The following is a 23,242-nucleotide window of genomic DNA, read 5'->3' on the forward strand; positions in this document are numbered from 1 at the left end:
TTCCTGTTATGACCAGTTTTTACGGCCAAAACCTGACGTGATTGGATAACGACGATCTTTTCCGAAATTACGCACCGTAATGCGTGGTCCAACTGGCGCTTGACGGCGTTTATATTCGTTAATATCGACAAGACGCACAACGCGATGAACCGTTGCTTCATCGAAGCCTTGCTCAATCAATTGTGCCACGGAATAATCTTTTTCCACATAAGCTTCAAGTAACGCATCTAAAATATCGTATGGCGGCAAGCTATCTTGATCGAGCTGCCCTGGTGCCAGCTCCGCCGATGGTGGCCTATCGATCACACGTTGCGGTATCGCAGGAGAGATCGTATTACGATATTTCGCTAACTCAAAAACCAATGTCTTTGGTACATCTTTTAAAACATCAAAACCGCCCGCCATATCACCATATAAGGTTGAATAGCCAACGGCAGATTCACTTTTATTACTGGTCGTTAAAACTAAACGACGGCGCTTATTGGACATCGCCATTAAAATAACAGCACGGCAACGCGCCTGTAAATTCTCTTCGGTAGTATCAACAGCAGTACCTTCAAACATTGGTTGAAGTTGTGACATAAAAGCATCAAACATAGGTTCGATTGAGACAATATCAAACTCAACGCCAAGCAATTCAGCCTGCTCTTTGGCATCATGGATACTCATTTCTGAGGTATAGCGGAATGGCATCATCACGGCCTGAACGCGTTCTTTGCCAATCGCATCCACCGCTATTGCCACTGTTAATCCCGAATCAATCCCACCGGATAAACCGAGTATAGCGCCATTAAAACCATTTTTATTGATATAATCGCGAGTTGCCATCACCAAGCCTTGATAAACCTGTGCAACTGGTGACAGTGCTGGTGCTAGCTTTTCCATCGGTACCGCGGATAACTCATTAAACTGGCAATTAACGATTTGCTCATCAAAATCAACCAGCTGATGTGTGATTTTACCGTCACTCGCCAGCACTTTAGAGCCACCATCAAAAATTAACTCATCCTGACCGCCCACTTGGTTCAAATAGATGATAGGTAATTGTGTACGCTGGCAATGCCTTACCAATAAATCACTCCGACTATGATCCTTGTTACGATCATATGGGGAGGCATTAATCGTCAACAATAGTTCGGCACCGGCTTGCTTAACGGCATCCACTGGCCCATCGAACCAAATATCTTCACAAATTAATAAGCCTATACGGTAACCTTTAAAGTCAACCACACCGGTTTTATCCCCCGCAGAGAAATAGCGAAGCTCATCAAAAACACCATAGTTTGGCAGCTCTTGTTTGAAATAGCGGGTGAGGAGTTTTCCTTGGTAGAAAAAAGAGAGGGCGTTATACATTTTCCCCGCTTCTGTCCACGGGTGACCAACAACAATCGCTGTTTCCGTGCTCGCATTTTGTAAGCGTTCTAATTGCACTAAACAACGTTGGGTAAAATCCGCACGGAATAAAAGATCTTCCGGTGGATACCCCGTGAGTGACAGCTCAGAGAACACAACAATGTCAGCGATATTCTTTTGTTCTTCAAAAACTTGCAACATGCGTTCACAGTTGCCTTCAATATCGCCAACTAACCAATTTAATTGAGCTAGTGAAATATTAAGCTTACGGCTCATAAGGTATTTCTTCTCCCGAGCATTGATATTGATACCTTAATTCACTCTTCACTAGCCATTACCACGGCAGCGATAAATTGAGTGACTTAAACACGATAAATTTAGATGATAAGGCCAATTATTCTTTAAAATCATTAGCCTCTAAATCATGACGTGCCAATAATTTATAAAATTCAGTACGATTTCTGCCTGCCATGCGAGCGGCTTGTGTCACATTCCCTTTTGTCATCTGTAATAGTTTACGTAGATAGTTAAGCTCAAATTGGTTACGTGCCTCAACAAACGTTGGAAGTGCCGTATTTTCACCTTGTAACGCTTGGCTAACCAGCGCTTCACTGATCACAGGTGTTGTCGTCAATGCGACGCATTGCTCAATGACGTTAACCAATTGACGTACGTTGCCCGGCCAACTGGCTGACATCAAACACTTCATAGCTTCTGTCGAGAAGCTACGAACAAACGGCTTATGCCTAGATGCCGATTCACGTAGTAAATGGTTAGCTAAAATAGGTATATCCTCCGCCCTCTCATTCAGGGCTGGGATGCGCAAATTCACCACATTCAGACGATAATAGAGGTCTTCACGAAACTCATTTTTTTCCATCGCCTTCGGTAAATTACGGTGTGTTGCAGAGATAATACGCACATCAATATCTAAATCACGATTACTGCCAAGAGGACGTACTTTGCGCTCTTGTAATACGCGTAATAATTTAACTTGCAGCGGCATTGGCATATCGCCGATTTCATCAAGAAATAGCGTTCCCCCATTTGCGGCAAAGAATAGCCCTTCTCGGCTACTCACAGCCCCTGTAAAGGCCCCTTTTGCATGACCAAATAGCTCAGATTCAAGTAATTGTTCTGGTAATGCGCCGCAGTTAATCGCGATGAATGGCTTGCGTGCCCGTGGGCTTGCCTTATGGATTGCCTGTGCTAAGACCTCTTTACCTGTACCACTCTGCCCATTAATTAATACGCTCACATCCGATTGCGCGACCATATGGGCTTGTTCTAACAGTCGGATCATCAACGGGCTGCGGGTAACAATGCCTTCGCTCCACTCTTCATCACTGATTGGTGTTGAAGATAATGCCAATGCTTCATCAATGGCCTTGTAGAGCGCATCTTTATCAACAGGTTTGGTTAGGAAACTAAATACGCCGCGCTGTGTTGCTGCAACGGCGTCGGGAATTGAGCCATGGGCAGTGAGGATTATCACGGGTAAATTAGGGTGTTGCTTCTGGATCTCATCGAACAGAGCCATTCCATCCATTTCATCCATTCGCAAGTCACTAATCACCAACTCTATTTTTTCTTTTTGAAGCAATTTTAGCGCTTCTGGCCCACTTTCCGCGGTGGTGACTTTAAAACCTTCACTGCTTAAGCGCATACCCAGTAATTTCAGCAGACTAGGATCATCATCCACCAGCAGAAGATTTGCTGATTTACGGTTGGTCATTGCGCTCATTCTCCGATGGGTTATTAGTTGAAGAGTTACCATCCTCAGCGACTGGTTTTTCCGTTTTAGCCGCTTCTTTTGGTTGCTTTTTATCTACCGCTTCAACCTCTTTTTCCGTTTCATTGGTAATTTGTTTGCGAGAGGAGAGTTGTCTCTCAATGTCAGTTAAATTTTCTAATTTACGTGAGGTTGTATTCAGTTCAAATACCAGTCTGGCATTTTCTTCTTTCATACGGTCAAGTTTATTGTCTGTATCTTGCTGTAGCCGCTTAAAACGAGAATTGGCTTCAGCAAGATTAATTGTTTGTACCTGTTGTTCACGCCAAAGTTGTAATAACGGGCGAATTGCCGTGGGGAAATTAAGGCTAAAAGTGTTCATACTGTCGACCATTTTGCGTCGTTCAGCAATTGTGGGTTCAGCCGCGCCCATTAAGATACTGTGCTGAAATGCGTCCGACCAATTTTCAATCTGTATCTGTGATGCCTGCTTGCGTGCTGTAGCAGGGTCGAGACGATCGGCACAGTCCATCATCCTCAACCAAAAAAGTGCATTTTCTCGCGCATTAGGCTGATAATTTTCCCAAACGCCCTCACATGCCGCATAGCGGTAATCGGTCACTTTAACTTCAGGGACAACAACTTGAGCTAACGTATCTAAAGAAGATTGCCCATTTTGAGTCGTACACCCCGTTAAAATGAGTGACAACAATAACGCGCCTATATGCACCGCTTTTTGCTTTTGGATGAATGTAGAGTTTTTTTTCGTTAACCCGATATATCGCTTTGGTAACACCGCAAAGCGTAATGCAACCAAAACATCTGTAGACCTATTTGCCATTATTATTCATTCTCTGCAGTTAAAGGCAGTTCAATTCTAAAGCAGACATCTGCTAATTTATTGGGTACTAGTGAAAGTTCACCCCCCATTTGCTTAATGCAATCATGTGCAATACTTAGCCCCAATCCGCTGCCTTTGACAGCTCCTTTTCTCACAAGCGACCCTTGGTAAAAAGGTTCAAAAATCATACTTTGTTCTGACTCAGGAATTGGTGTGCCAGTATTAGCAACTTCAATAACAAGCTTATTATCTATTCTGCGGCTTGTGATCCAAATATTACCTGATTCACTGCCATAGTGCACCGCATTGGAGTAGATATTATCAATAACCCGTCCTAGTAGCGTTGGTTCAGCAAGGCAATGGTCAATACGTAGACGAATATCCGTTTGAATATTTTTCGCTCTCGCAGGTAAATTATGAGCCATAACAATGTCTTCAATCAATTTTTGCAAATCAACATGTTGTGCTTCTGGCGGGCTATCTGCTAATTTACGATTATAATCAAGAAGCTGCTCAATAAGTTGCTGAAGATGCTTACTGCTGTTATCAAGAATTTCTACAACCTCTTTTTGTGACTCGGTAAGCGGCCCCGCCACTTCATCGGCCAGTAATTCAGTGCCTTCACGCATACTTGCTAATGGTGTTTTCAGCTCATGGGAAATATGCCGCAAAAACTCATGGCGCTGCGATTCTAACCAAGCTAAGCGTTCACTTAACCAGATAATCCGCTGCGCTAACGAGCGTAACTCTCGAGGCCCTTTAAATAATTTTAAATTATTTGTCAGCGTTCTGCCTGTGCCTAATCGGTTGATCATACGTTCGATGCCTTTCACTGGCCCGATAATCATTCGAGTAAACAAAGCAACTAAGAGCACACTCAATAAAAAAAGGATAAGGCTCTGCCAACCAAAAAGCTGTCCTTTATTGGCAATTGCTTTTTGTAATTGCTCCCCTCGACTAAATATTACGTCGCGGGTCTCTTGTATTAATGCATTATTCTGCTCTGAGAATTGGCTTAATGCTGCGGTGACTTCTTTAGGCGGTTCACTATTCTCACAAACTACCGTTTTTAATTCTTCCAACGCGCGAGTCAGTGCCGATGTATCTGCATTTTTAGGCAGTATCGTTTTTTGTCGCTCAAACATCTGTTGATAATCAGAAAACTGCTTGAGGTAGAGGGTATGTAATGAAGCATCTTTCAAAACACAGTATTGGCGATAGCTTCTTTCCATTTCTAAAGCTAGCCCTCCCATCGCTTCACTTCGCCGGGTATCTAAAAGTGTTGTTTTATTGATTTGAGCAGCTTGATTACTTAATTGCTCCAAGCTTTGGTAAGCCTGATAAGCCAGAACCAATAGTGGCAATAGCACTAACCAAAATGCCATGACAACCAATTGGCGCAAGGAGCGCGGAAATAGACGCCATTTACTCAATGCATTCATCTCACACCTGTTAAACGAGGTTCCATGGTAACAGAACTGAATGAATTACGTGAACTTGATGATCACCACAGTTCGATTTTCCCTCTTATTTCATAAGAGTCACGCTAGTTACAGCAAGCAATGTGCCAATCTCATTGAGAATAAACAAGAAAAATTATGGGGGGATAAATACAGGAAGGCGGAATAAAGAGTTCAACTTTATTCCGCCAGCGATTTACTGATGTGATATATGATTATCTCTTTATAATCATATAGGTGGTGCCTCACTCCACGTGTCGCCCTGTGTTTGATAAGGCTCGAAAGCGAATATCTGTGCTGTTGGACGGTAGGCACCTTACTTTGGCATCATTCTTGCTTTATGTGGTATGTTCCCACCCTAATGTGGACCGACATAATAATGTTGAATGAGCAACTGAATATTATTATGCACACATCGTGCCAACTTTTCAATGTATTTATTAATTAATTGAAAGATAAGCACTTTTATTTTTTCGGTTTCTTATTTCTTCTTTTTCACCTCTAAAATTTTTCTTTCTTTCCTCTATACTGTCTCCTTTTAAAGACACCCACCACAGCATAGAAAATTATTTTTATTTTTCAACAAATTAAATGTCTCCATTTGGAGACACCCAAATAAGGGGTTTGTCGCCAATTTTATACACCTCGAAAAAAACCTCATCACCTGAATAAAAAAACCTCAGAATAATTAATAAAATTGATATTTATTGCGAGACCAACAGAAATTCAAATTAAAGCGAAAATAATAAACACTATGGCACCCCTAATTTTTATTGATAAAAATTAAGAGTACTTTCCAAGAAATAATTTTACTAATCTATACTTCACGACAATACTTAACTTTTACTTATTGATTTGATAATAAAGATTCGATGAGGAAATTTATGAATATGCAATCAAGTAACACAATAGAGCAGAACGATATGCAAGCCGCGTTGTATGTGCTTGAGCAAACTATTGGTTTTGTATTTCAAGCAGCACTACGCGCCGCGGTGCAGTTAAATATTGCGGATCATTTAATGCAGGAAGCAAAGACCGTTGAGCAACTGGCTGCTGAAATAAAGGCAGATGCGAGAGTCGTGAAAAAAATTCTTCGAGTACTCGCAACCCGTAAAATTTTTACTTGTTTAGATGGCACTCATTACGCATTAACGCCAGAAGCGACCTTTTTATGCACTGATCACCCCTACTCATTGCGCCCTGCTATTCTCTGGTTGACTGATAAAACCTTTTGGCTAACGAGCGCAGAGTTCACACAATCCGCTTATGGTAAGCGCGTATTTGAAGATTTATTCGGAAGTACATTCTTTGATTACTGGGAAAAGAATGCTGACCAACCAGAAGGCTTTGATGAAGGGCAAGCTTCTTTATCAAAAATTGAAAACGAATTTATCCTAAAAAATTATACTTTCCCAGAAAATATCATTGTTGCCGATATTGCTGGCGGCTTAGGCAACCTGCTACTTGAAGTATTGGCACGTAATCCGTCATTAAAGGGTATCCTATTTGATAGGAAACATGTGCTAGAAAAAAATATTCTACATCGGCTCAAAGATGATACCCGTTGGACATTACAACCCGGCTCTTTTTTTGAACAGTGTCCAGAAGCTGATATCTACCTATTGAAATACATAACTCATGATTGGAGTGATGATAAGCTTATTGAGATATTTAAAACCATCCGTCGCGCCATGAAACCAACCTCAAAATTACTGGTCATGGACGCGATTATCCCCGAAGATAATCGCCCCCATTTTGGAAAGGAATTAGAGCTTATATGCTTTAGTGTTATTCAAGATAGTAACGAGCATACAGAAGCTGAATTTAACGCATTGTTCTCGCAAGCAGGTCTAAAAATCAACCGAATTATTCCAACAGAAAGCCATATTGCTATCATTGAAACCGTTCCTGTCTAATCGGCAACGACGAAAAAATAGCCCCGTATTACGGGGCTATCAGATTCAGGCTGCTTAGCCTAATTGCTTACGCGCATTACGGAAAATACGCATCCATGGGCCATCTTCACCCCAATTTTCTGGGTGCCAAGAGTGACTTACAGTACGGAATACACGCTCAGGATGCGGCATCATAATTGTTGCGCGGCCATCCATTGATGTCACCGAAGTAATACCATTCACTGAGCCATTAGGGTTAGCAGGGTATTGCTCTGTGACCTGCCCATAGTTATTCACAAAGCGCAGTGCTACTAATGAATGATTTTCCAATTGCTGAATATGGGCAGGATTACGCGCCTCAACCAAACCTTCACCATGAGATACCGCAATCGGCATGCGTGAACCGACCATATCTTGAAGCAATAAGGAAGGGCTCTTAGCTACCTCAACCAAACTAAAGCGCGCTTCAAATCGTTCTGAGCGATTGCGTACAAAACGAGGCCACAGTTCTGCTCCTGGGATCAACTCATATAAATTGGACATCATTTGACAACCATTACACACGCCAAGGGATAATGTATCTTGACGAGCAAAGAAAGCAGCAAATTCATCACGTACTTGGTTATTAAACAGGATTGATTTTGCCCAACCTTCCCCAGCACCTAATACGTCACCGTATGAGAAGCCACCACATGCAACTAAGGTTTGGAAGCCTGCCAATGATAGATGCCCCGCGAGCAGATCACTCATATGGACATCAACCGCATCAAAACCAGCACGGTCAAAAGCAGCTGCCATTTCCACATGAGAGTTAACACCTTGTTCGCGCAACACCGCAACTTTAGGGCGTACACCAGACAGGATATAAGGTGCTGCGATATCCTCTGCAATATCGAAAGTAAGCTGAGTATTTAGACCAGGGTCTTGGCTATCCAACTTCGCTTTATGCTCTTCATCTGCACACACCTCATTATCACGTAAGCGTTGCATCTGCCATGTTGTCTCAGCCCACCACTCACGTAATGTACTGCGAGATTCCTGATAAACAACAGTATCACGACTATTAATCACTAATGCATCTTCTTGGGTGACCGTACCTAGATAATGTAAACATTCACCTAAACCCGCTTCAGCAAAGCAATTTTCAACATATTGCTTATCTTGCTGTTTAATTTGGATAACGGCGCCCAACTCTTCATTAAACAGCGCGGCGAGAATATCTTCATCAAATTCGCTAATATCAACATTAATACCGCAATGGCCTGCAAATGCCATCTCAGCTAATGTCACGAACAGACCACCATCAGAGCGGTCATGGTATGCTAGCAGTTTTTGCTCTGACAATAAGCGTTGGATAGCGGCAAAGAAACCAGATAGTAATTTAGGGTCGCGCACATCCGGTGCTTTGTTACCTAACTGACGGTAAACTTGCGCAAGAGCCGAGCCGCCTAAAGCATTATGCCCTTGACCAAGATCGATTAACATTAAGGCAGAGTCAACGTCCGTTTTTAATTCAGGTGTCACCGTCAAACGCACATCTTCAACACGACCGAATGCGCTAATAATCAGTGATAGTGGTGATGTCATTTCACGCTCTTCACCATTATCTTGCCAACGTGTTTTCATTGACATCGAATCTTTACCAACAGGGATAGTCAACCCTAAAGCAGGACACAGTTCTTCGCCTACCGCTTTCACAGCTTCATACAGACCTGCATCTTCCCCGGGATGCCCCGCCGCCGCCATCCAGTTAGCTGAAAGTTTTACTCGTTTTAGATCTTGCACATATGCGCTAGCAATATTAGTTAATGCTTCCCCTACCGCCATACGGGCAGAAGCGGCGAAGTCTAACAATGCAACAGGGGTTCTTTCACCAATTGACATAGCCTCGCCATAGTAGCTATCAAGACTCGCTGTTGTGACCGCGCAGTCCGCGACAGGGATCTGCCAAGGCCCAACCATCTGATCACGCGCAACCATACCAGTCACTGTACGGTCACCAATAGTAATTAAAAATGTTTTTTCCGCGACGGCTGGAAGATGCAACACGCGTTTTACTGCTTCATTTAAATGGATAGACGTTCTATCTAACGCCCCTGGTTGTGCCTTTAATGTATTCACATCACGCAACATTTTAGGGGTTTTACCTAACAGCACATCAAGAGGCATATCAATAGGTTGATTATTAAAATGCGCATCTTTTAAAACTAATTCACGCTGTTCGGTTGCTTCACCAATTACTGCAAAAGGAGCACGCTCACGCTCACAAATTGCCGTAAATAGAGCCATTTGTTCTGGAGCAACGGCTAAGACGTAACGCTCTTGAGACTCATTACACCATACTTCTAATGGGCTCATTCCAGGCTCATCATTCAGAATTTTGCGCAGTTCAAAGCAACCACCACGGCCCCCATCACTCACTAATTCAGGCATGGCATTCGATAAGCCACCCGCTCCCACATCATGGATAAATAAAATGGGGTTGTTCTCACCCAACTGCCAACAATTATCAATAACCTCTTGGCAACGTCGCTCCATTTCTGGGTTATCACGCTGCACTGATGCAAAATCCAGATCAGCATCTGATTGACCAGAAGCCATAGAAGATGCGGCACCACCACCAAGACCGATATTCATTGATGGCCCACCAAGGACGATGAGTTTTGCTCCAACAGGGATCTCACCTTTTTGCACGTGATCCGCCCTGATATTGCCAATCCCTCCAGCTAACATAATAGGTTTATGATAGCCGCGTAGCTCTTCACCGTTATGACTGTTAACCTTTTCTTCATAGGTACGGAAGTAACCTAATAGTGCTGGGCGACCAAATTCGTTATTAAACGCCGCGCCACCTAATGGCCCTTCTAGCATAATATCGAGAGCGGTAACGATACGTTCCGGTTTGCCGAAATCTTCTTCCCATGGCTGCTCAAACCCAGGGATACGTAAATTCGATACTGAGAAACCAACTAAACCTGCTTTCGGTTTGGCACCGCGCCCTGTCGCCCCTTCATCACGAATTTCACCGCCCGAGCCCGTTGCTGCCCCCGGCCATGGAGAGATCGCTGTAGGGTGGTTATGTGTTTCGACTTTCATCAAAATATGAGCATCTTCTTGATGATAACGATAAGTACGGCTATCTGATTCTGGGAAGAAACGCCCCACGGAAGATCCTTCCATCACTGCCGCATTATCTTTATAAGCAGATAACACATAGTCTGGCGTCGTTTCAAAGGTGTTTTTAATCATTTTAAACAGCGATTTAGGCTGCTTTTCACCATCAATGATCCAATCTGCATTAAAAATTTTATGGCGGCAGTGTTCTGAGTTTGCCTGTGCAAACATATACAGTTCAACATCCGTTGGGTTGCGTTTTAACTCAGTGAATGCATTTAGAAGGTAATCAATTTCATCATCAGCAAGTGCTAACCCCATTTCTACGTTAGCTTTTTCGAGGGCAGTTCGACCATGACGACTGATATCAATAACTTTCATTGGTGCGGGTTGATGATGAACAAACAGTGCCTCAGCTTGCTCAAAAGAGCCAAAAACACTCTCCATCATGCGGTCATGTAGTAGCGCTGCAACGTCTAGCCACTGTGCTTGTGATAATGAATCGGCTTGCACATAATAAGCAATACCACGTTCAATTCTTTCGACCTGAGATAAACCACAATTGTGAGCAATATCTGTCGCTTTAGATGACCAAGGAGAAATTGTTCCTGGGCGTGGTGTCACTAATATGAGTTTACCAAAAGGCTCGTGCTCCGCGAGAGAAGGACCGTATTTCAGCAAACTACGCAGTTTGCCTTGCTCGCTTTCACTTAAAGGCGCTGATAGTTCAGCAAAGTGCATATATTCAGCATAAATATCCGTAACAGAAAGCTGTTTTTCAGCAAACAACGCCAACAGGCGAGCAATACGAAATGCTGATAGAGCAGGTGAACCACGCAAAATTTCCATAGTCTTAAATTCTCTCATTTAAACGCCAGCCCTGATCATAAAAGCAGGGGAACCGGAACACATTATAGAGCAATGCGAATCAATACGAAACCGTTTGCGTGACTAAAAATAAAGCAAACCGTTAAAAATTATTAGGAACGAAATAGCACAATATTGGTTGCACGGATCATAATTGTTGAGCAAAATGTCCAAACACTGGAAATATAACCATTACTTATAACAATTTTTATTACAACACCGGCATACAAACACCCACAATTTTCTGGGCGATTGAGAGATAGCAACATTCATCTATTGACTCGCTTGGATAGCAGCTTCGATTGCTAAACAGTGCAAAGCAATCTGGACTTGAAGTATAAAGGGTATACATACGAGATATTTTTTTTGAATAACATCAAGGTTAATTATTTCATTATTGGGATTATTGCGCTTGTTGCGGCCATGATTATCGGACTGAATCTCCGCTGGCCCAATACACAAAATAATCAACTCAATCAAATCCTCTCTCGAGGTGAATTGCGAGTCAGCGCGATTAGCTCCCCCCTGATTTATCTTGACGATGAAGCGAATCTGCATGGTTTTGATTATGAGCTTGTACAAAGCTTTGCCGATTACCTCGGCGTAAAACTAATCATCACCATGAGACCCACCGTCGAGCTTATTTTTGATGATATTGAAGAGGGGAATGCAGATATCGGGGTTGCTGGTCTGCTCTATAATAAAGATAGATTACAAAAAATGAAAACTGGGCCAAGCTACCTAAATGTGACACAGCAATTGGTCTACCGAAAAGGTTCTACTCGCCCTAAGAGCTTTAATGATATTAAAGGAAAATTGGTGGTTATGGCAGGCTCTGCACACGCCAGCACCCTCAAATCATTAGCCAGTAAATACCCAGAGCTGACTTGGCAAGAAACTACCGAATACACAACCAATCAATTGTTAGAAATGGTTGCCGAAGGGCTGATTGACTATACACTCGAAGATTCAATTTCCGTTGCCCTCCAACAACGCATTCATCCAGAAATTGCTGTTGGATTCGATTTAGTCGATGATCACGCCATTACTTGGTATATGAAACGTCTTAATGACGATAGCCTAAACGCTGCCCTTCTCGACTTTTTCAATGTCAGTAATGAAATAGACTTACTCGCAAGACTTGATGAAAAATATTTCAGTCACGTTAGTTCATTCGATTATTTTGATACCATTTCATTTATTAATGCTATCAACAAAAAACTGCCCAATTATCAGCCACTATTTGAAAAATATGCCACGACCCTTGATTGGAAACTCTTAGCCGCTATTGCATGGCAAGAATCCCATTGGGATCCTTTGGCTACCTCACCAACAGGTGTACGTGGACTAATGATGCTTACAAAACCAACGGCGGAAACCATGGGTGTCGCTGATAGGTTAGACGCTGAGGAGAGTATTAAAGGAGGAGCTGCCTATCTCGAATATCTGATGCAGCGCCTGCCAGTATCCATTGCTGATGACGATAGAATTTGGTTTGCTTTAGCCGCCTATAATATGGGCTATGGCCACATGCAAGATGTTAGAAAGCTAACTGAAATGCAAGGAGGTGATCCTGACCGCTGGCTAGATGTGAAATCAAGGTTACCTCTTCTAACACAAAAAAAATATTATTCTCAACTTAACTATGGTTACGCACGGGGTCACGAAGCCTACCGCTATGTTGAAAATATTCGCCGCTACCATCAAAGTTTGGTTGGGTATTTACAAAACCAAGACAAAAAACAGCGTGCACTAGCGATTGCGGAAAAATCGCTCATTTTATTTCCGCCTCTTACAACGCCTAACGAGCAGAAGCAGGCTGTTGAAAATGCAGACACCGCAAAACAGGATGATGTGACCTCAAACGCACCACAAGCATCTTCAACACAAAATCCCCACCAAGAAAAGGTTAGCCTAAAACACGTTCAATCTACCCCAGTACAGCAGAAGTTACCCGCTATTCCCCCGAAGGATACGCTCACTTTGGGGCAATATTTTCTTTCGCCCTATACACAGGAAGGCTCCCATGCCAAGGAGCCTACAGAGCCAGTAACAACAAATAATTAGAAACTTAATCATAGCTAATTATTATGAAAGAGGGATTAAGGTGATTTTTGCTGCTGACATCCTCCGCACTCACCTTCTGTTTGCGCCAACATCTGTTTCTGCGCTTTCTTTTGTGCTCTACGCATTTTAAAAAAATTACTTAACATCGCTGAGCAGGTTTCTTCTAAAACCCCGCCCTTCACATCCACATAATGATTTAATCCGGGGCGCTCTAAGATATTAATAAATGAACCGCAAGCACCGGTTTTAAAGTCTCTCGCCCCATAGACTAAACGCCCTATTCGACTATGTACTAATGCGCCAGCACACATAATGCACGGCTCCAACGTTACATAAAGTGTTGTGTCTAATAATCGGTAATTACTAAGCGCACGACCACCTTGCTGTAACACCATTATTTCTGCGTGAGCTGTAGGGTCATGACTTTCGATTGAACGATTCCAACCCGATGCAATTAATTGATTATCTTTCACTAATAGAGCACCAACAGGTATTTCTCCTGCATCTTGAGCATTTTTCGCCAATTCTAAAGCGCGCTTCATCCAGAACTCATCAACTTCGGCTTGTGTCACAGCAACCTCTAATCTATCTATTTAAATAGATTATACCGTAAATTATTTGAGTTGCTGTAGGGCGGTAATGAGGAAATTTATCAATCACTGCATAGAGAGGAAGTTACCGTGGTTTTGATGTGCCACGATAACTGATAAATAGACAACAGTGTGAACAAGGCAAAATCTCGCCTTAATTACTAAAAATCGCTAATTTTGCAGCAAACCCCATAAAAAAGCTTCCTACCGCACAGTTACCCAATTTAGCCAATATTTGTTTTTCACGTAAAAAACGCGCGATAAGATAACCACTAAAAATCAGCAGACTAAGATAAATAAAGCTGACAAGCTCCAAAATAGACGCGAGCACCAAATATGGAACCCAAGCGTGCGAGTAATTAAAGTCAATAAATTGAATAAAAAAGGAGATATAAAATAGAATCGCTTTTGGATTAGTTAAGCTTAGGATCAACGCACGCGTAAAAATTTTCTCTGATTTAACCACCATTGGCTCAGTATCTGAACTTGCTAATTTTTTTTGCTTAAAAGTCGCATAAAGAATTTTGCAACCTAAGTACAACAGGTACGCCGCGCCTAAATACCTTACGACCATAAAAAGTGTAGGTGACGCTTTTATCACTGACGCAACCCCAATAAATGAGAGAAAAATGAGTATTGCATCACCGGTAAATACGCCTAATGCTGCCCGATACCCTGCTTGAGTACCATGAGATGTACTTGATTTTAAAACATATAATGAATTTGGTCCCGGCACTATGATGATAAAAATCAACCCTGCCATATAAGTCCAGAAATTCAAAACACCAAAACTTTCAAACATAATGAAAACCTTAACCATTTTTTTCTTATTACTATCACAATCTTAACCAGTTGTGAATATTTATAAATTCAATTATTACAATAACATTTAAAAATATGAAATAAGCTAATAATAATGATTATTTTTAAATATGCCTTATTTTCATAATATTAAAGTGCTTATAAACAATTTAACTTACTAATAAATAAAGGAGCTGATATGTCTCTGATCCAATCAGGTATTCAAGCGGGTATATTTGAACAGTTTTACCCAACCACGCTTGTCTACACTGCTGCAAAAAAAATATTCTTCTTAGGCCATACTCCTCAAGATAAGGCCTACTTTATTTATAATGTTAGTGATAAAGGGATTATTGATACAAGTGCTCCTATCCATAAAGGGAAATTAAACAGCTACCTTAGCAATCTACAATATGTACAAGATTTAACGCTGAATAAACAGTATATTTATGGTTATAATTTAGAAGAAAAGACCATTCAATTCTTTGTTGTTTTAGATAATGGCAATCTTGAAAATGTTTACGACTTTACTTTTAACGCTAACGGCATGCAAATTAGAACAGCGTCGTTCTTCGTTATCAACGGCATTTTATACTATTACTACCAGTATGAAAAATCAAAAAATTGGGAATCATTCTCTGTCGTAATTGTAAAATAATAGTGTTTGATAGCTAAAGAGTTCCTTTTAAGGATTGGTAACCCCAATCCTTTATTTTAACAGTTATCTCTTATATAAGATTAAAGCAACCACACTAAATAAGATAATTTTAGATAAGCCTTACAGTCAGCGTTTTCAATATTAATTAACCCGATAAATAACAAAACCCCACCGTCTAAAATTTATAGTCACTGTAATGCCAAACCTTTAATCCATAATAAACTAATGACACATAACAAAGAACACTAAATAATACAAAAAATTGTATATCTAAAAAATAGGCTAACTTAATACAATCGACTTCGATGTGTTTATTCTATTTTTCCCTATTAAATAGAGATAGCTCATACTCTCTAAGATAATCTTACTAATACACATTCTATTTAGCACATAATAATAAATGTTATCATATTGAACAATGTTTATTATCTTTGCTATGGAAATTATAGCCACGCTTATCCCTTTTCCAGTTATGCATAATAAATAATACAATTTTTTAACATAAAAAGAAGATGTTAGGTGAAATTGATAGAATTAGTATTTAATTTCCCTATTTCCGTGTAGAATTAGTCACCTCATTAGAATTATTTATGGTAACAGATTTAACTGATTGAAATGGCACTATTAATTACTAAAAAATGTATCAATTGCGATATGTGCGAACCCGAATGCCCTAATAATGCTATCTATATGGGTGACGAAATTTATGAAATCGATGCAGATCTCTGCACTGAATGTGTCGGCCACTATGATAAACCGACCTGTCAATCGGTTTGCCCTATCAACAATACGATTATCACAGACCCACAACATATTGAAACACAAGAACAATTATGGGATAAGTTTGTCATGATCCATCATGCTGATAAAATTTAGCCTATTAGCACTTTCTACCTGTTCCCAGACACTTACTCACGACCCAGCGCTATCGCTGAGTGTTGATTACCCCCGCCGCATAACGGCGAGGTATCATCCTCTTCTTATCAAATATGCCCTCTGGATAAGAAGAGTTATTGAGCCTATTGTGTGCCAATTACACACTTTCAATAATCACCGTCGCAGCGGCATAATGGCGCTCATCCGTAATAGATACGTGAATATGCGTTACGTTCATACGCTGCGCTAGTTTTTCAGCCTCCCCCACCAATGTTAGTAGCGGTTTCCCCAAAGAGTCATTACTGACTTCAAATTGGTTAAAGGCCAATCCATTACGAATTCCGGTACCGAGCGCCTTAGCTGCCGCCTCTTTAACCGCAAAACGTTTTGCTAAGAAACGAGCTGGCTGAGCTTGTTGTTGAAACTGCGCAAATTCATTTTCAGTCAATATCCGTTTCGCTAAGCTGTCAGCTGAACGTTTAATCACCGCTTCTATTCGGGCTATTTCAACAATATCCGTACCAAGACCTACGATTGCCATTAGTAACGCGCTTCTCTGAGTAGTTTTTTCATATCTGCCACCGCATTCGCTAGGCCGCTAAATAACGCTCGCCCAATAATGGCATGCCCGATATTCAATTCATAAATTTCAGGTAATAGCGCGATCCGCTGAACATTATGATAAGTTAAACCATGGCCCGCATTCACTTTTAGGCCTTTCCCTGCAGCATAAGCTACGCCATCACGAATTCGACGATATTCGATTTCTTGTTCTTGCTCCGTTTTCGCATCTGCATATGCACCTGTATGTATCTCAATAAATGGTGCACCTGCTGCTTGCGCCGCATCAATTTGAGTGTGATCAGCATCAATAAACAGAGATACTTGAATACCGGCTTCAGTCAAGCGTTTAACAGCATCAGTAATTTTGGGTAATTGCCCCGCCACATCAAGCCCCCCTTCCGTCGTGACCTCTTCACGCTTTTCAGGTACTAGGCAGCAAAATGCAGGCTTCACTCGACATGCAATGTTAATCATTTCCTCTGTCACTGCCATTTCAAGGTTCATTCTGGTTTGAATAGTCTCTTTTAGCAGCTCAATATCCCTATCAGTAATATGGCGGCGATCTTCTCGCAAATGCACAGTAATACCATCAGCTCCTGCTTGTTCTGCAACAAATGCGGCTTGTACAGGATCAGGATACTGTGTTCCCCGTGCATTTCTCACTGTTGCGATATGATCTATGTTTACACCTAACAAAAGCTCAGCCATTTTTCACTCCCTATCATAAATACAGTCAAGTACGCTCAATGCCCCTATCCTACTGCAATTTAATATTGAGTGGGAATAAATCTCTATCGCTTCGAGCGCCTTTCCATATTTTGACGATTTTTTCAGCAAGCTTATTAGATTTTGAGAAGCGGCTCGTAAAATATCGGCGTGGTGCAGATTTTGATTTGGCATACTGACCATTGTCGGTCACACTTAGCTCATGATTTTGGTGTATTACCAACAGGGGGCTTAGTAAATTGTCGGAATAGTTCGCGGCTCTTTAGCGGTTTTCCACCTAAATAGGGTTTCAAGGCTATACGAGTAAAGCGTTTAGCCGCTCTCAGTGTGTCACTGTCGGGGAATTCGCGTGCTGCTAAGGCTTTAAGGTGTTTACCAGTAAAACTAAGTTGGTCGATGACTAAACTACCAATAAAACCTTTTTCTTCTCGATAACGGTAAGTCATTGTGTCTGAAACAGGCTCGCCACTACCTGCGCAATGAAGAAAATCAACACCGTAACCAAGGTAGGATAACAAGGCTAGCTCAAATTGGCGTAACGCAGCTTCAGGTGTGTGTTCACTAGCAGCAAGTAATTGTAAGCAAGAAAGGTAATCAAAGAATAATGCTGAATACGGAGTACCAAATTCAATGACTCTCGTCACTAATTCATTGAGATATAACCCACTATAAAGTACGGTTCCCGTTAGTGGTAATGAGAGTGAAATAGGGTCTGCATGGGTTAATGTTTTAATCTCACCTTTGCCACCCCAGCGGATTAACAAAGGTGTAAAGGGCTGCAAGCAGCCCCTAAAAGGTGAACGGTTTCGGCGAGCCCCTTTTGCTAATAAGCGGATTTTGCCTTCCCCCTCAGTGAAGAAATCGACTAATAAGCTCGTTTCACTAAAGGGTCTAGAATGGAGTACAAACGCACGTTGCCAGCCACTCACAATTTCACCAATAAATTTATTTTAGGTCATCAACATAGCCTAAGCTGCGTAATGCGCGTTCATCATCCGCCCAGCCAGCTTTCACTTTAACCCACAGTTCAAGGTGTACTTTGGTATCAAACAGCTTTTCCATATCGATGCGGGCTTCCGTACCGATTGTTTTAAGCTTACTACCTTTATTACCAATCACCATTTTCTTTTGGCCTTCACGTTCAACAAGGATCAAGCCATTGATATGGTATCCCCCCCTTTCCATCATTTTGAACTGCTCAATTTCAACAGTCACAGAATAAGGAAGTTCATCACCTAAGAAACGCATCAATTTTTCACGAATGATTTCTGATGCCATAAATCGCTGAGAGCGATCGGTAATATAATCTTCAGGGAAATGATGCTCAGCTTCAGGAATGTGCTGCTTAACAATTTTTGCAATCGTATCAACGCCTTTACCTTTTTCAGCACTAATTGGCACAACGTCCAAAAAGTTCATTTTTTGGCTGACAAAGCCAATATGCGGTAACAGCACTGTTTTATCCGTGACATTATCAATTTTGTTAATTGCTAAAATCACAGGGCAGCGAAGACCTTTTAATTTGTTGAGTACCATTTCATCGTCGTCAGTCCAATTCGTGCCTTCTACGACAAAAATAACTAGCTCAACATCCCCTATTGAACTTGAAGCTGCACGGTTCATCAAACGATTGATTGCACGTTTTTCTTCAATATGCAGGCCTGGCGTATCCACATAGATGATTTGATATTCATCTTCAGTATGGATCCCCATAATACGGTGGCGCGTCGTTTGAGGCTTTCTCGACGTAATTGAAACTTTTTGCCCCAATAGCTGGTTTAATAGCGTTGACTTACCGACATTTGGTCGCCCAACAATAGCTACAAAGCCACAGTGGGGTAATTTTTCACTCATTCAATCTCCAAAATTTTCAATGCTTGCTCCGCAGCGGCCTGCTCAGCTTTACGTCGACTTGAACCAACCCCGTTAATAGGTTGTTCAATACCACTGACTTGGCAGTGGATAGTAAATTCCTGATCATGAGCCTCACCTTTAACTTGGACAACGATATAGTTAGGCAAAGGCAAATGACGCCCCTGTAGATATTCTTGTAGTCTCGTTTTCGGGTCCTTTTGCTTGTCACCCGGGCTGATTTCATTCAACCTAGTTTGATACCAATCTAAAATAATTTTTTCTATTGTTTGGATATCACTATCGAGAAAGATCCCCCCGATCAATGCTTCCACTGTATCAGCGAGGATAGATTCACGGCGGAAACCGCCACTTTTTAGTTCGCCTGGCCCTAAACGTAAACACTCGCCAAGCTCAAATTCACGAGCAATTTCCGCCAGTGTATTTCCGCGCACTAGCGTTGCTCTCATGCGACTCATATCTCCTTCATCCACTTTCGGGAAGCGATGATATAAATCATTTGCGATCACAAAACTTAAAATAGAATCGCCAAGGAACTCTAGGCGCTCGTTATGCTTACTGTTTGCACTGCGATGCGTAAGCGCCTGAATTAAAAGATCGTGTTGATTAAACTTATAACCAAGTTTTCGTTGCAATTGCTCAAGTAAAGAGGGGTTCATGCGCGTTCAGCCATTTCTCTGATTGACAAAAAAGCACACGCAACAGACCTGTAAAAAACAAAACTGTTGCGTTTGCACTGACTCTTAACGCTTTTATCTTTCATTTATATAATAGAACTAAGCTTAAAATTCAGCATAACACTATTAATGAATAAAATGATAAGAGTTAATTAAGAAGCCAATAAATATTAATTTAAATTATATTGTACACTGAGATAAACAATAATGCTTCGGTTTATACGGGTTTTCACACGAAAACCCGTATAAATCTACCTTATGAACCTAGTGGCCCAATTCGGCTAAAGCGAATACCTGTCGGCCATTCACCTTCTTGTTTCTCAAGACTTAGCCAGATAAATACAGCGCGACCAACCAAATTTTGTTCTGGAACAAAGCCCCACATACGGCTGTCTGAGCTATTATCTCGGTTATCCCCCATCATGAAGTAGTGTTTCTCAGGTACAATCCACTCATTTGGCGGCATATTAGGCTGTATGTAACGAGATTCCGTAATGGCCTGACGAATAATCAAAATCTGGTGCTCGACGGTATCGAGAGTTTCACTTCTTTGATATTGACGTAATGCATTTCTTGGCAATGGTTCGTCAAGAGGAATTTCATAGTTACCTTTTTGGCTATCGACCAAAGACTCCACATTGAAAAACATGGTCCACTCACTCGGCGCTAACGGACCATATTTTATTGGAAGTTGTTTCGTACAGTTATTATCTGCGCAATTCGGATAAATTGTCAGCTCTTTAGCGTTTGGATCATAAACAATTTTATCACCCGGTAAGCCAATAACCCGTTTTACATAGTCAATTGTTGGATTTTCTGGATATTTAAATACGGCAATATCACCACGCGCAGGTTTTCCCGTTTTAATTAACGTCGTTTGCGTAATGGGATCTTTTAGACCATAAGCAAACTTCTCAACCAGCATAAAATCCCCAACCAACAACGTTGGCATCATTGACCCAGATGGAATTTGAAAGGGTTCATAAATAAATGAACGAACCACCAATACAATCGCTAATACTGGGAAAATCGAGGAGCCTGTTTCAACCCACGATGGACGGCGTACAGCTTTATCCATCTCATCTTGAGTTAATGAGCCTTGACTCACTTCCTGTATATGTTTGAGCTTTTTCTTCCGCTCAGGCGAAAATTTAAAGCGATCTAAACACCAAATAATCCCCGTAATCACTGTCGCCAGTGTTAGGATCAAGGCAAAGGTGTTAGCCATTGAGACTCCTTGTAATTTTAGTTGTCTTTACCAACATGCAAAATAGCGAGGAAAGCTTCTTGAGGTAATTCAACATTACCCACTTGCTTCATGCGCTTCTTACCTTCCTTCTGCTTCTGCAACAGTTTCTTCTTACGGCTAACATCACCACCATAACATTTAGCCAGTACGTTTTTACGCAATTGTTTAACGGTAGAGCGAGCAATAATATGGTTACCAATTGCAGCTTGGATCGCGATATCAAACTGTTGACGAGGGATTAAATCCTTCATTTTTTCAACCAATTCACGACCACGATACTGTGAGTTAGCTCGGTGAGTGATCAATGCCAAGGCATCCACACGCTCGCCGTTGATCATAACATCAACACGAACCATGTCTGACGTTTGGAAACGCTTAAATGCATAATCCAAAGAAGCATAACCACGAGATGTTGATTTCAAGCGATCGAAGAAATCCAATACCACTTCTGACATTGGAATATCATACGTTAATGAAACTTGATTACCATGATAGACCATATTTGTCTGAACGCCGCGTTTTTCCACACAAAGTGTAATAACGTTGCCAAGATACTCTTTAGGCATCAGCATGTGACATTCAGCAATTGGCTCACGCAACTCTTCGATATTATTCAATGGTGGCAACTTAGCGGGGCTATCGACATAAACGATTTCACCGTTCGTTTGCACAACTTCATACACAACGGTCGGAGCCGTGGTGATCAGATCTAAATTGTATTCACGCTCTAAGCGCTCTTGAATGATCTCCATATGCAGCAGGCCAAGGAACCCGCAACGGAATCCGAAGCCAAGAGCACTAGAGGTTTCAGGCTCATAAAAGAGTGACGCATCATTCAAGCTCAACTTGCCTAGTGCATCACGGAATGCTTCATAATCGTCTGAACTGACTGGGAATAAACCTGCATAAACTTGAGGTTTAACTTTTTTAAACCCAGGTAATGCTTTATCAGCAGGATTACGAGCGCCCGTTAAAGTATCCCCGACAGGTGCCCCTGTGATATCTTTAATCGCACACACTAACCAACCAACTTCACCGCAACTGAGAGAGTCGCGATCAATTTGTTTTGGTGTGAAAATACCAAGACGATCCGCGTTGTACACTTGGCCCGTGCTCATCACCTTAATTTTATCGCCTTTGCGTAACGTACCGTTTTTAATACGGATAAGTGATACAACACCTAAATAATTATCAAACCATGAGTCGATAATAAGCGCCTGTAAAGGTGCCTCTGCGTCACCTTCTGGCGCAGGGATAGATTGCACTAAACGCTCAATAACATCTTGAACGCCAATCCCCGTTTTTGCCGAGCAACGTACCGCATCATGCGCATCAATGCCCACAATATCTTCAATTTCTTCTGCAACGCGTTCAGGATCAGCCGCTGGTAAGTCGATTTTGTTCAACACAGGAACAACTTCAAGATCCATTTCAATCGCTGTATAGCAGTTAGCCAGCGTTTGAGCTTCAACCCCTTGCCCCGCATCAACAACGAGCAGCGCACCTTCACAGGCAGCTAATGAGCGTGATACTTCATAAGAGAAGTCAACGTGGCCTGGGGTATCGATAAAGTTCAATTGATAGGTCTCACCATCGGAGGCCTTATAATCCAGCGTCACACTTTGCGCTTTGATTGTAATTCCGCGTTCACGTTCTAAATCCATAGAGTCTAGAACCTGAGCCGCCATTTCTCTGTCCGTTAAACCACCACAAATCTGAATAATACGGTCAGACAACGTGGATTTACCATGGTCGATGTGAGCAATGATAGAAAAGTTTCTTATGTTATTGATTTTCAAGGTAATATCTTCTTTTAAATTGCCTACAAAATCAGCTCTGCATAAATAGGTACCGCAGAACTAAAATGCTATGATTATCACAAGATTACTAATTAGCTGCA

18 protein-coding genes are annotated in these 23,242 nt (G+C 41.6%); 4 read left to right on the forward strand and 14 right to left on the reverse strand.

What is annotated here, in order from left to right; translation table 11 throughout:
• Positions 1-6: 6 nt before the first annotated feature.
• The 4 genes from PR675_RS08220 to PR675_RS08235 all read right to left on the reverse strand — a co-directional run bounded on the left by PR675_RS08220 (position 7) and on the right by PR675_RS08235 (position 5,368).
• Positions 7-1,629: an NAD+ synthase gene (locus PR675_RS08220; RefSeq protein WP_014656326.1), complete on the reverse strand. Its 1,623-nt coding sequence runs from the start codon at positions 1,627-1,629 to the stop codon at positions 7-9.
• Positions 1,630-1,747: 118 nt separating this feature from the next.
• Positions 1,748-3,088, reverse strand: coding sequence for a two-component system response regulator GlrR (gene glrR, locus PR675_RS08225; RefSeq protein WP_004921431.1), 1,341 nt, complete (start codon positions 3,086-3,088; stop codon positions 1,748-1,750).
• Entirely contained in the window at positions 3,075-3,926 is an 852-nt protein-coding gene (gene qseG / locus PR675_RS08230; RefSeq protein WP_004921434.1) for a two-component system QseEF-associated lipoprotein QseG, read from the reverse strand. The genes glrR and qseG overlap by 14 nt, the downstream gene beginning before the upstream one ends.
• A 2-nt stretch (positions 3,927-3,928) precedes the next feature.
• A complete protein-coding gene (locus PR675_RS08235; protein WP_014656328.1) occupies positions 3,929-5,368 on the reverse strand; it encodes a sensor histidine kinase in 1,440 nt (479 codons plus the stop codon).
• Between the two features lie 902 nt (positions 5,369-6,270).
• Here PR675_RS08235 and PR675_RS08240 point away from each other — a divergent pair.
• Positions 6,271-7,302, forward strand: coding sequence for a methyltransferase (locus PR675_RS08240; protein ID WP_060561147.1), 1,032 nt, complete (start codon positions 6,271-6,273; stop codon positions 7,300-7,302).
• Positions 7,303-7,356: 54 nt separating this feature from the next.
• Here the strand turns inward: PR675_RS08240 and purL are convergent, their stop codons facing one another.
• On the reverse strand, positions 7,357-11,244 hold the full coding sequence (gene purL / locus PR675_RS08245; RefSeq protein WP_060561148.1) for a phosphoribosylformylglycinamidine synthase: 3,888 nt from the start codon (positions 11,242-11,244) through the stop codon (positions 7,357-7,359).
• 441 nt (positions 11,245-11,685) lie between these two features.
• Here purL and mltF point away from each other — a divergent pair, with 441 nt between their 5' ends.
• Entirely contained in the window at positions 11,686-13,329 is a 1,644-nt protein-coding gene (gene mltF / locus PR675_RS08250; RefSeq protein ID WP_239686466.1) for a membrane-bound lytic murein transglycosylase MltF, read from the forward strand.
• A gap of 35 nt (positions 13,330-13,364) precedes the next feature.
• Here mltF and tadA read toward each other — a convergent pair whose 3' ends face one another.
• Positions 13,365-13,901, reverse strand: a complete 537-nt coding sequence (tadA, locus tag PR675_RS08255; protein ID WP_004921454.1) for a tRNA adenosine(34) deaminase TadA — start codon at positions 13,899-13,901, stop codon at positions 13,365-13,367.
• 172 nt (positions 13,902-14,073) lie between these two features.
• Complete coding sequence (leuE, locus tag PR675_RS08260; RefSeq protein ID WP_014656332.1) at positions 14,074-14,721, reverse strand: leucine efflux protein LeuE; 648 nt, start codon at positions 14,719-14,721, stop codon at positions 14,074-14,076.
• Positions 14,722-14,919: 198 nt separating this feature from the next.
• Here leuE and PR675_RS08265 point away from each other — a divergent pair, with 198 nt between their 5' ends.
• Both PR675_RS08265 and PR675_RS08270 read left to right on the forward strand, forming a co-directional pair.
• Complete coding sequence (locus tag PR675_RS08265) at positions 14,920-15,378, forward strand: hypothetical protein (protein ID WP_004921460.1); 459 nt, start codon at positions 14,920-14,922, stop codon at positions 15,376-15,378.
• Between the two features lie 615 nt (positions 15,379-15,993).
• Positions 15,994-16,254, forward strand: coding sequence for a YfhL family 4Fe-4S dicluster ferredoxin (locus tag PR675_RS08270; protein WP_004921463.1), 261 nt, complete (start codon positions 15,994-15,996; stop codon positions 16,252-16,254).
• A 157-nt stretch (positions 16,255-16,411) separates the two neighbouring features.
• On the opposite strand, the gene acpS is transcribed toward PR675_RS08270, so the two are convergent.
• The 7 genes from acpS to lepA form a co-directional block, all read right to left on the reverse strand.
• A complete protein-coding gene (gene acpS, locus PR675_RS08275; RefSeq protein WP_004921465.1) occupies positions 16,412-16,795 on the reverse strand; it encodes a holo-ACP synthase in 384 nt (127 codons plus the stop codon).
• A complete protein-coding gene (gene pdxJ, locus PR675_RS08280; RefSeq protein WP_004921469.1) occupies positions 16,795-17,526 on the reverse strand; it encodes a pyridoxine 5'-phosphate synthase in 732 nt (243 codons plus the stop codon). The genes acpS and pdxJ overlap by 1 nt, the downstream gene beginning before the upstream one ends.
• 218 nt (positions 17,527-17,744) lie before the next feature.
• Entirely contained in the window at positions 17,745-18,473 is a 729-nt protein-coding gene (recO, locus tag PR675_RS08285) for a DNA repair protein RecO (protein WP_004921473.1), read from the reverse strand.
• A gap of 16 nt (positions 18,474-18,489) precedes the next feature.
• The gene (era, locus tag PR675_RS08290) at positions 18,490-19,398 is read right to left on the reverse strand and encodes a GTPase Era (protein ID WP_004921475.1); all 909 of its coding nucleotides are present in this window, start codon (positions 19,396-19,398) and stop codon (positions 18,490-18,492) included.
• Positions 19,395-20,075 (reverse strand): ribonuclease III, encoded by a 681-nt coding sequence (rnc, locus tag PR675_RS08295; protein WP_004921478.1) that lies wholly within the window; start codon positions 20,073-20,075, stop codon positions 19,395-19,397. The genes era and rnc overlap by 4 nt, the downstream gene beginning before the upstream one ends.
• A 274-nt stretch (positions 20,076-20,349) precedes the next feature.
• Complete coding sequence (gene lepB / locus PR675_RS08300; RefSeq protein WP_004921482.1) at positions 20,350-21,321, reverse strand: signal peptidase I; 972 nt, start codon at positions 21,319-21,321, stop codon at positions 20,350-20,352.
• A gap of 17 nt (positions 21,322-21,338) precedes the next feature.
• Entirely contained in the window at positions 21,339-23,135 is a 1,797-nt protein-coding gene (gene lepA, locus PR675_RS08305; RefSeq protein ID WP_036943946.1) for a translation elongation factor 4, read from the reverse strand.
• Positions 23,136-23,242 lie beyond the last annotated feature (107 nt).

The organism is Providencia sp. PROV261 (assembly GCF_028477945.1).
Lineage (GTDB): Bacteria > Pseudomonadota > Gammaproteobacteria > Enterobacterales > Enterobacteriaceae > Providencia > Providencia stuartii.

What these genes read in the sequence shown, in the direction of transcription:
- era (WP_004921475.1), bottom strand. Translation starts at nt 19,398, where the DNA reads ATGAGTGAAAAATTACCCCACTGTGGCTTTGTAGCTATTGTTGGGCGA.
- acpS (WP_004921465.1), bottom strand. Translation starts at nt 16,795, where the DNA reads ATGGCAATCGTAGGTCTTGGTACGGATATTGTTGAAATAGCCCGAATA.
- mltF (WP_239686466.1), top strand. Translation starts at nt 11,686, where the DNA reads ATGATTATCGGACTGAATCTCCGCTGGCCCAATACACAAAATAATCAA.
- rnc (WP_004921478.1), bottom strand. Translation starts at nt 20,075, where the DNA reads ATGAACCCCTCTTTACTTGAGCAATTGCAACGAAAACTTGGTTATAAG.
- qseG (WP_004921434.1), bottom strand. Translation starts at nt 3,926, where the DNA reads ATGGCAAATAGGTCTACAGATGTTTTGGTTGCATTACGCTTTGCGGTG.
- leuE (WP_014656332.1), bottom strand. Translation starts at nt 14,721, where the DNA reads ATGTTTGAAAGTTTTGGTGTTTTGAATTTCTGGACTTATATGGCAGGG.
- purL (WP_060561148.1), bottom strand. Translation starts at nt 11,244, where the DNA reads ATGGAAATTTTGCGTGGTTCACCTGCTCTATCAGCATTTCGTATTGCT.
- lepB (WP_004921482.1), bottom strand. Translation starts at nt 21,321, where the DNA reads ATGGCTAACACCTTTGCCTTGATCCTAACACTGGCGACAGTGATTACG.
- pdxJ (WP_004921469.1), bottom strand. Translation starts at nt 17,526, where the DNA reads ATGGCTGAGCTTTTGTTAGGTGTAAACATAGATCATATCGCAACAGTG.
- PR675_RS08235 (WP_014656328.1), bottom strand. Translation starts at nt 5,368, where the DNA reads ATGAATGCATTGAGTAAATGGCGTCTATTTCCGCGCTCCTTGCGCCAA.
- PR675_RS08240 (WP_060561147.1), top strand. Translation starts at nt 6,271, where the DNA reads ATGAATATGCAATCAAGTAACACAATAGAGCAGAACGATATGCAAGCC.
- PR675_RS08270 (WP_004921463.1), top strand. Translation starts at nt 15,994, where the DNA reads ATGGCACTATTAATTACTAAAAAATGTATCAATTGCGATATGTGCGAA.
- glrR (WP_004921431.1), bottom strand. Translation starts at nt 3,088, where the DNA reads ATGACCAACCGTAAATCAGCAAATCTTCTGCTGGTGGATGATGATCCT.
- PR675_RS08220 (WP_014656326.1), bottom strand. Translation starts at nt 1,629, where the DNA reads ATGAGCCGTAAGCTTAATATTTCACTAGCTCAATTAAATTGGTTAGTT.
- PR675_RS08265 (WP_004921460.1), top strand. Translation starts at nt 14,920, where the DNA reads ATGTCTCTGATCCAATCAGGTATTCAAGCGGGTATATTTGAACAGTTT.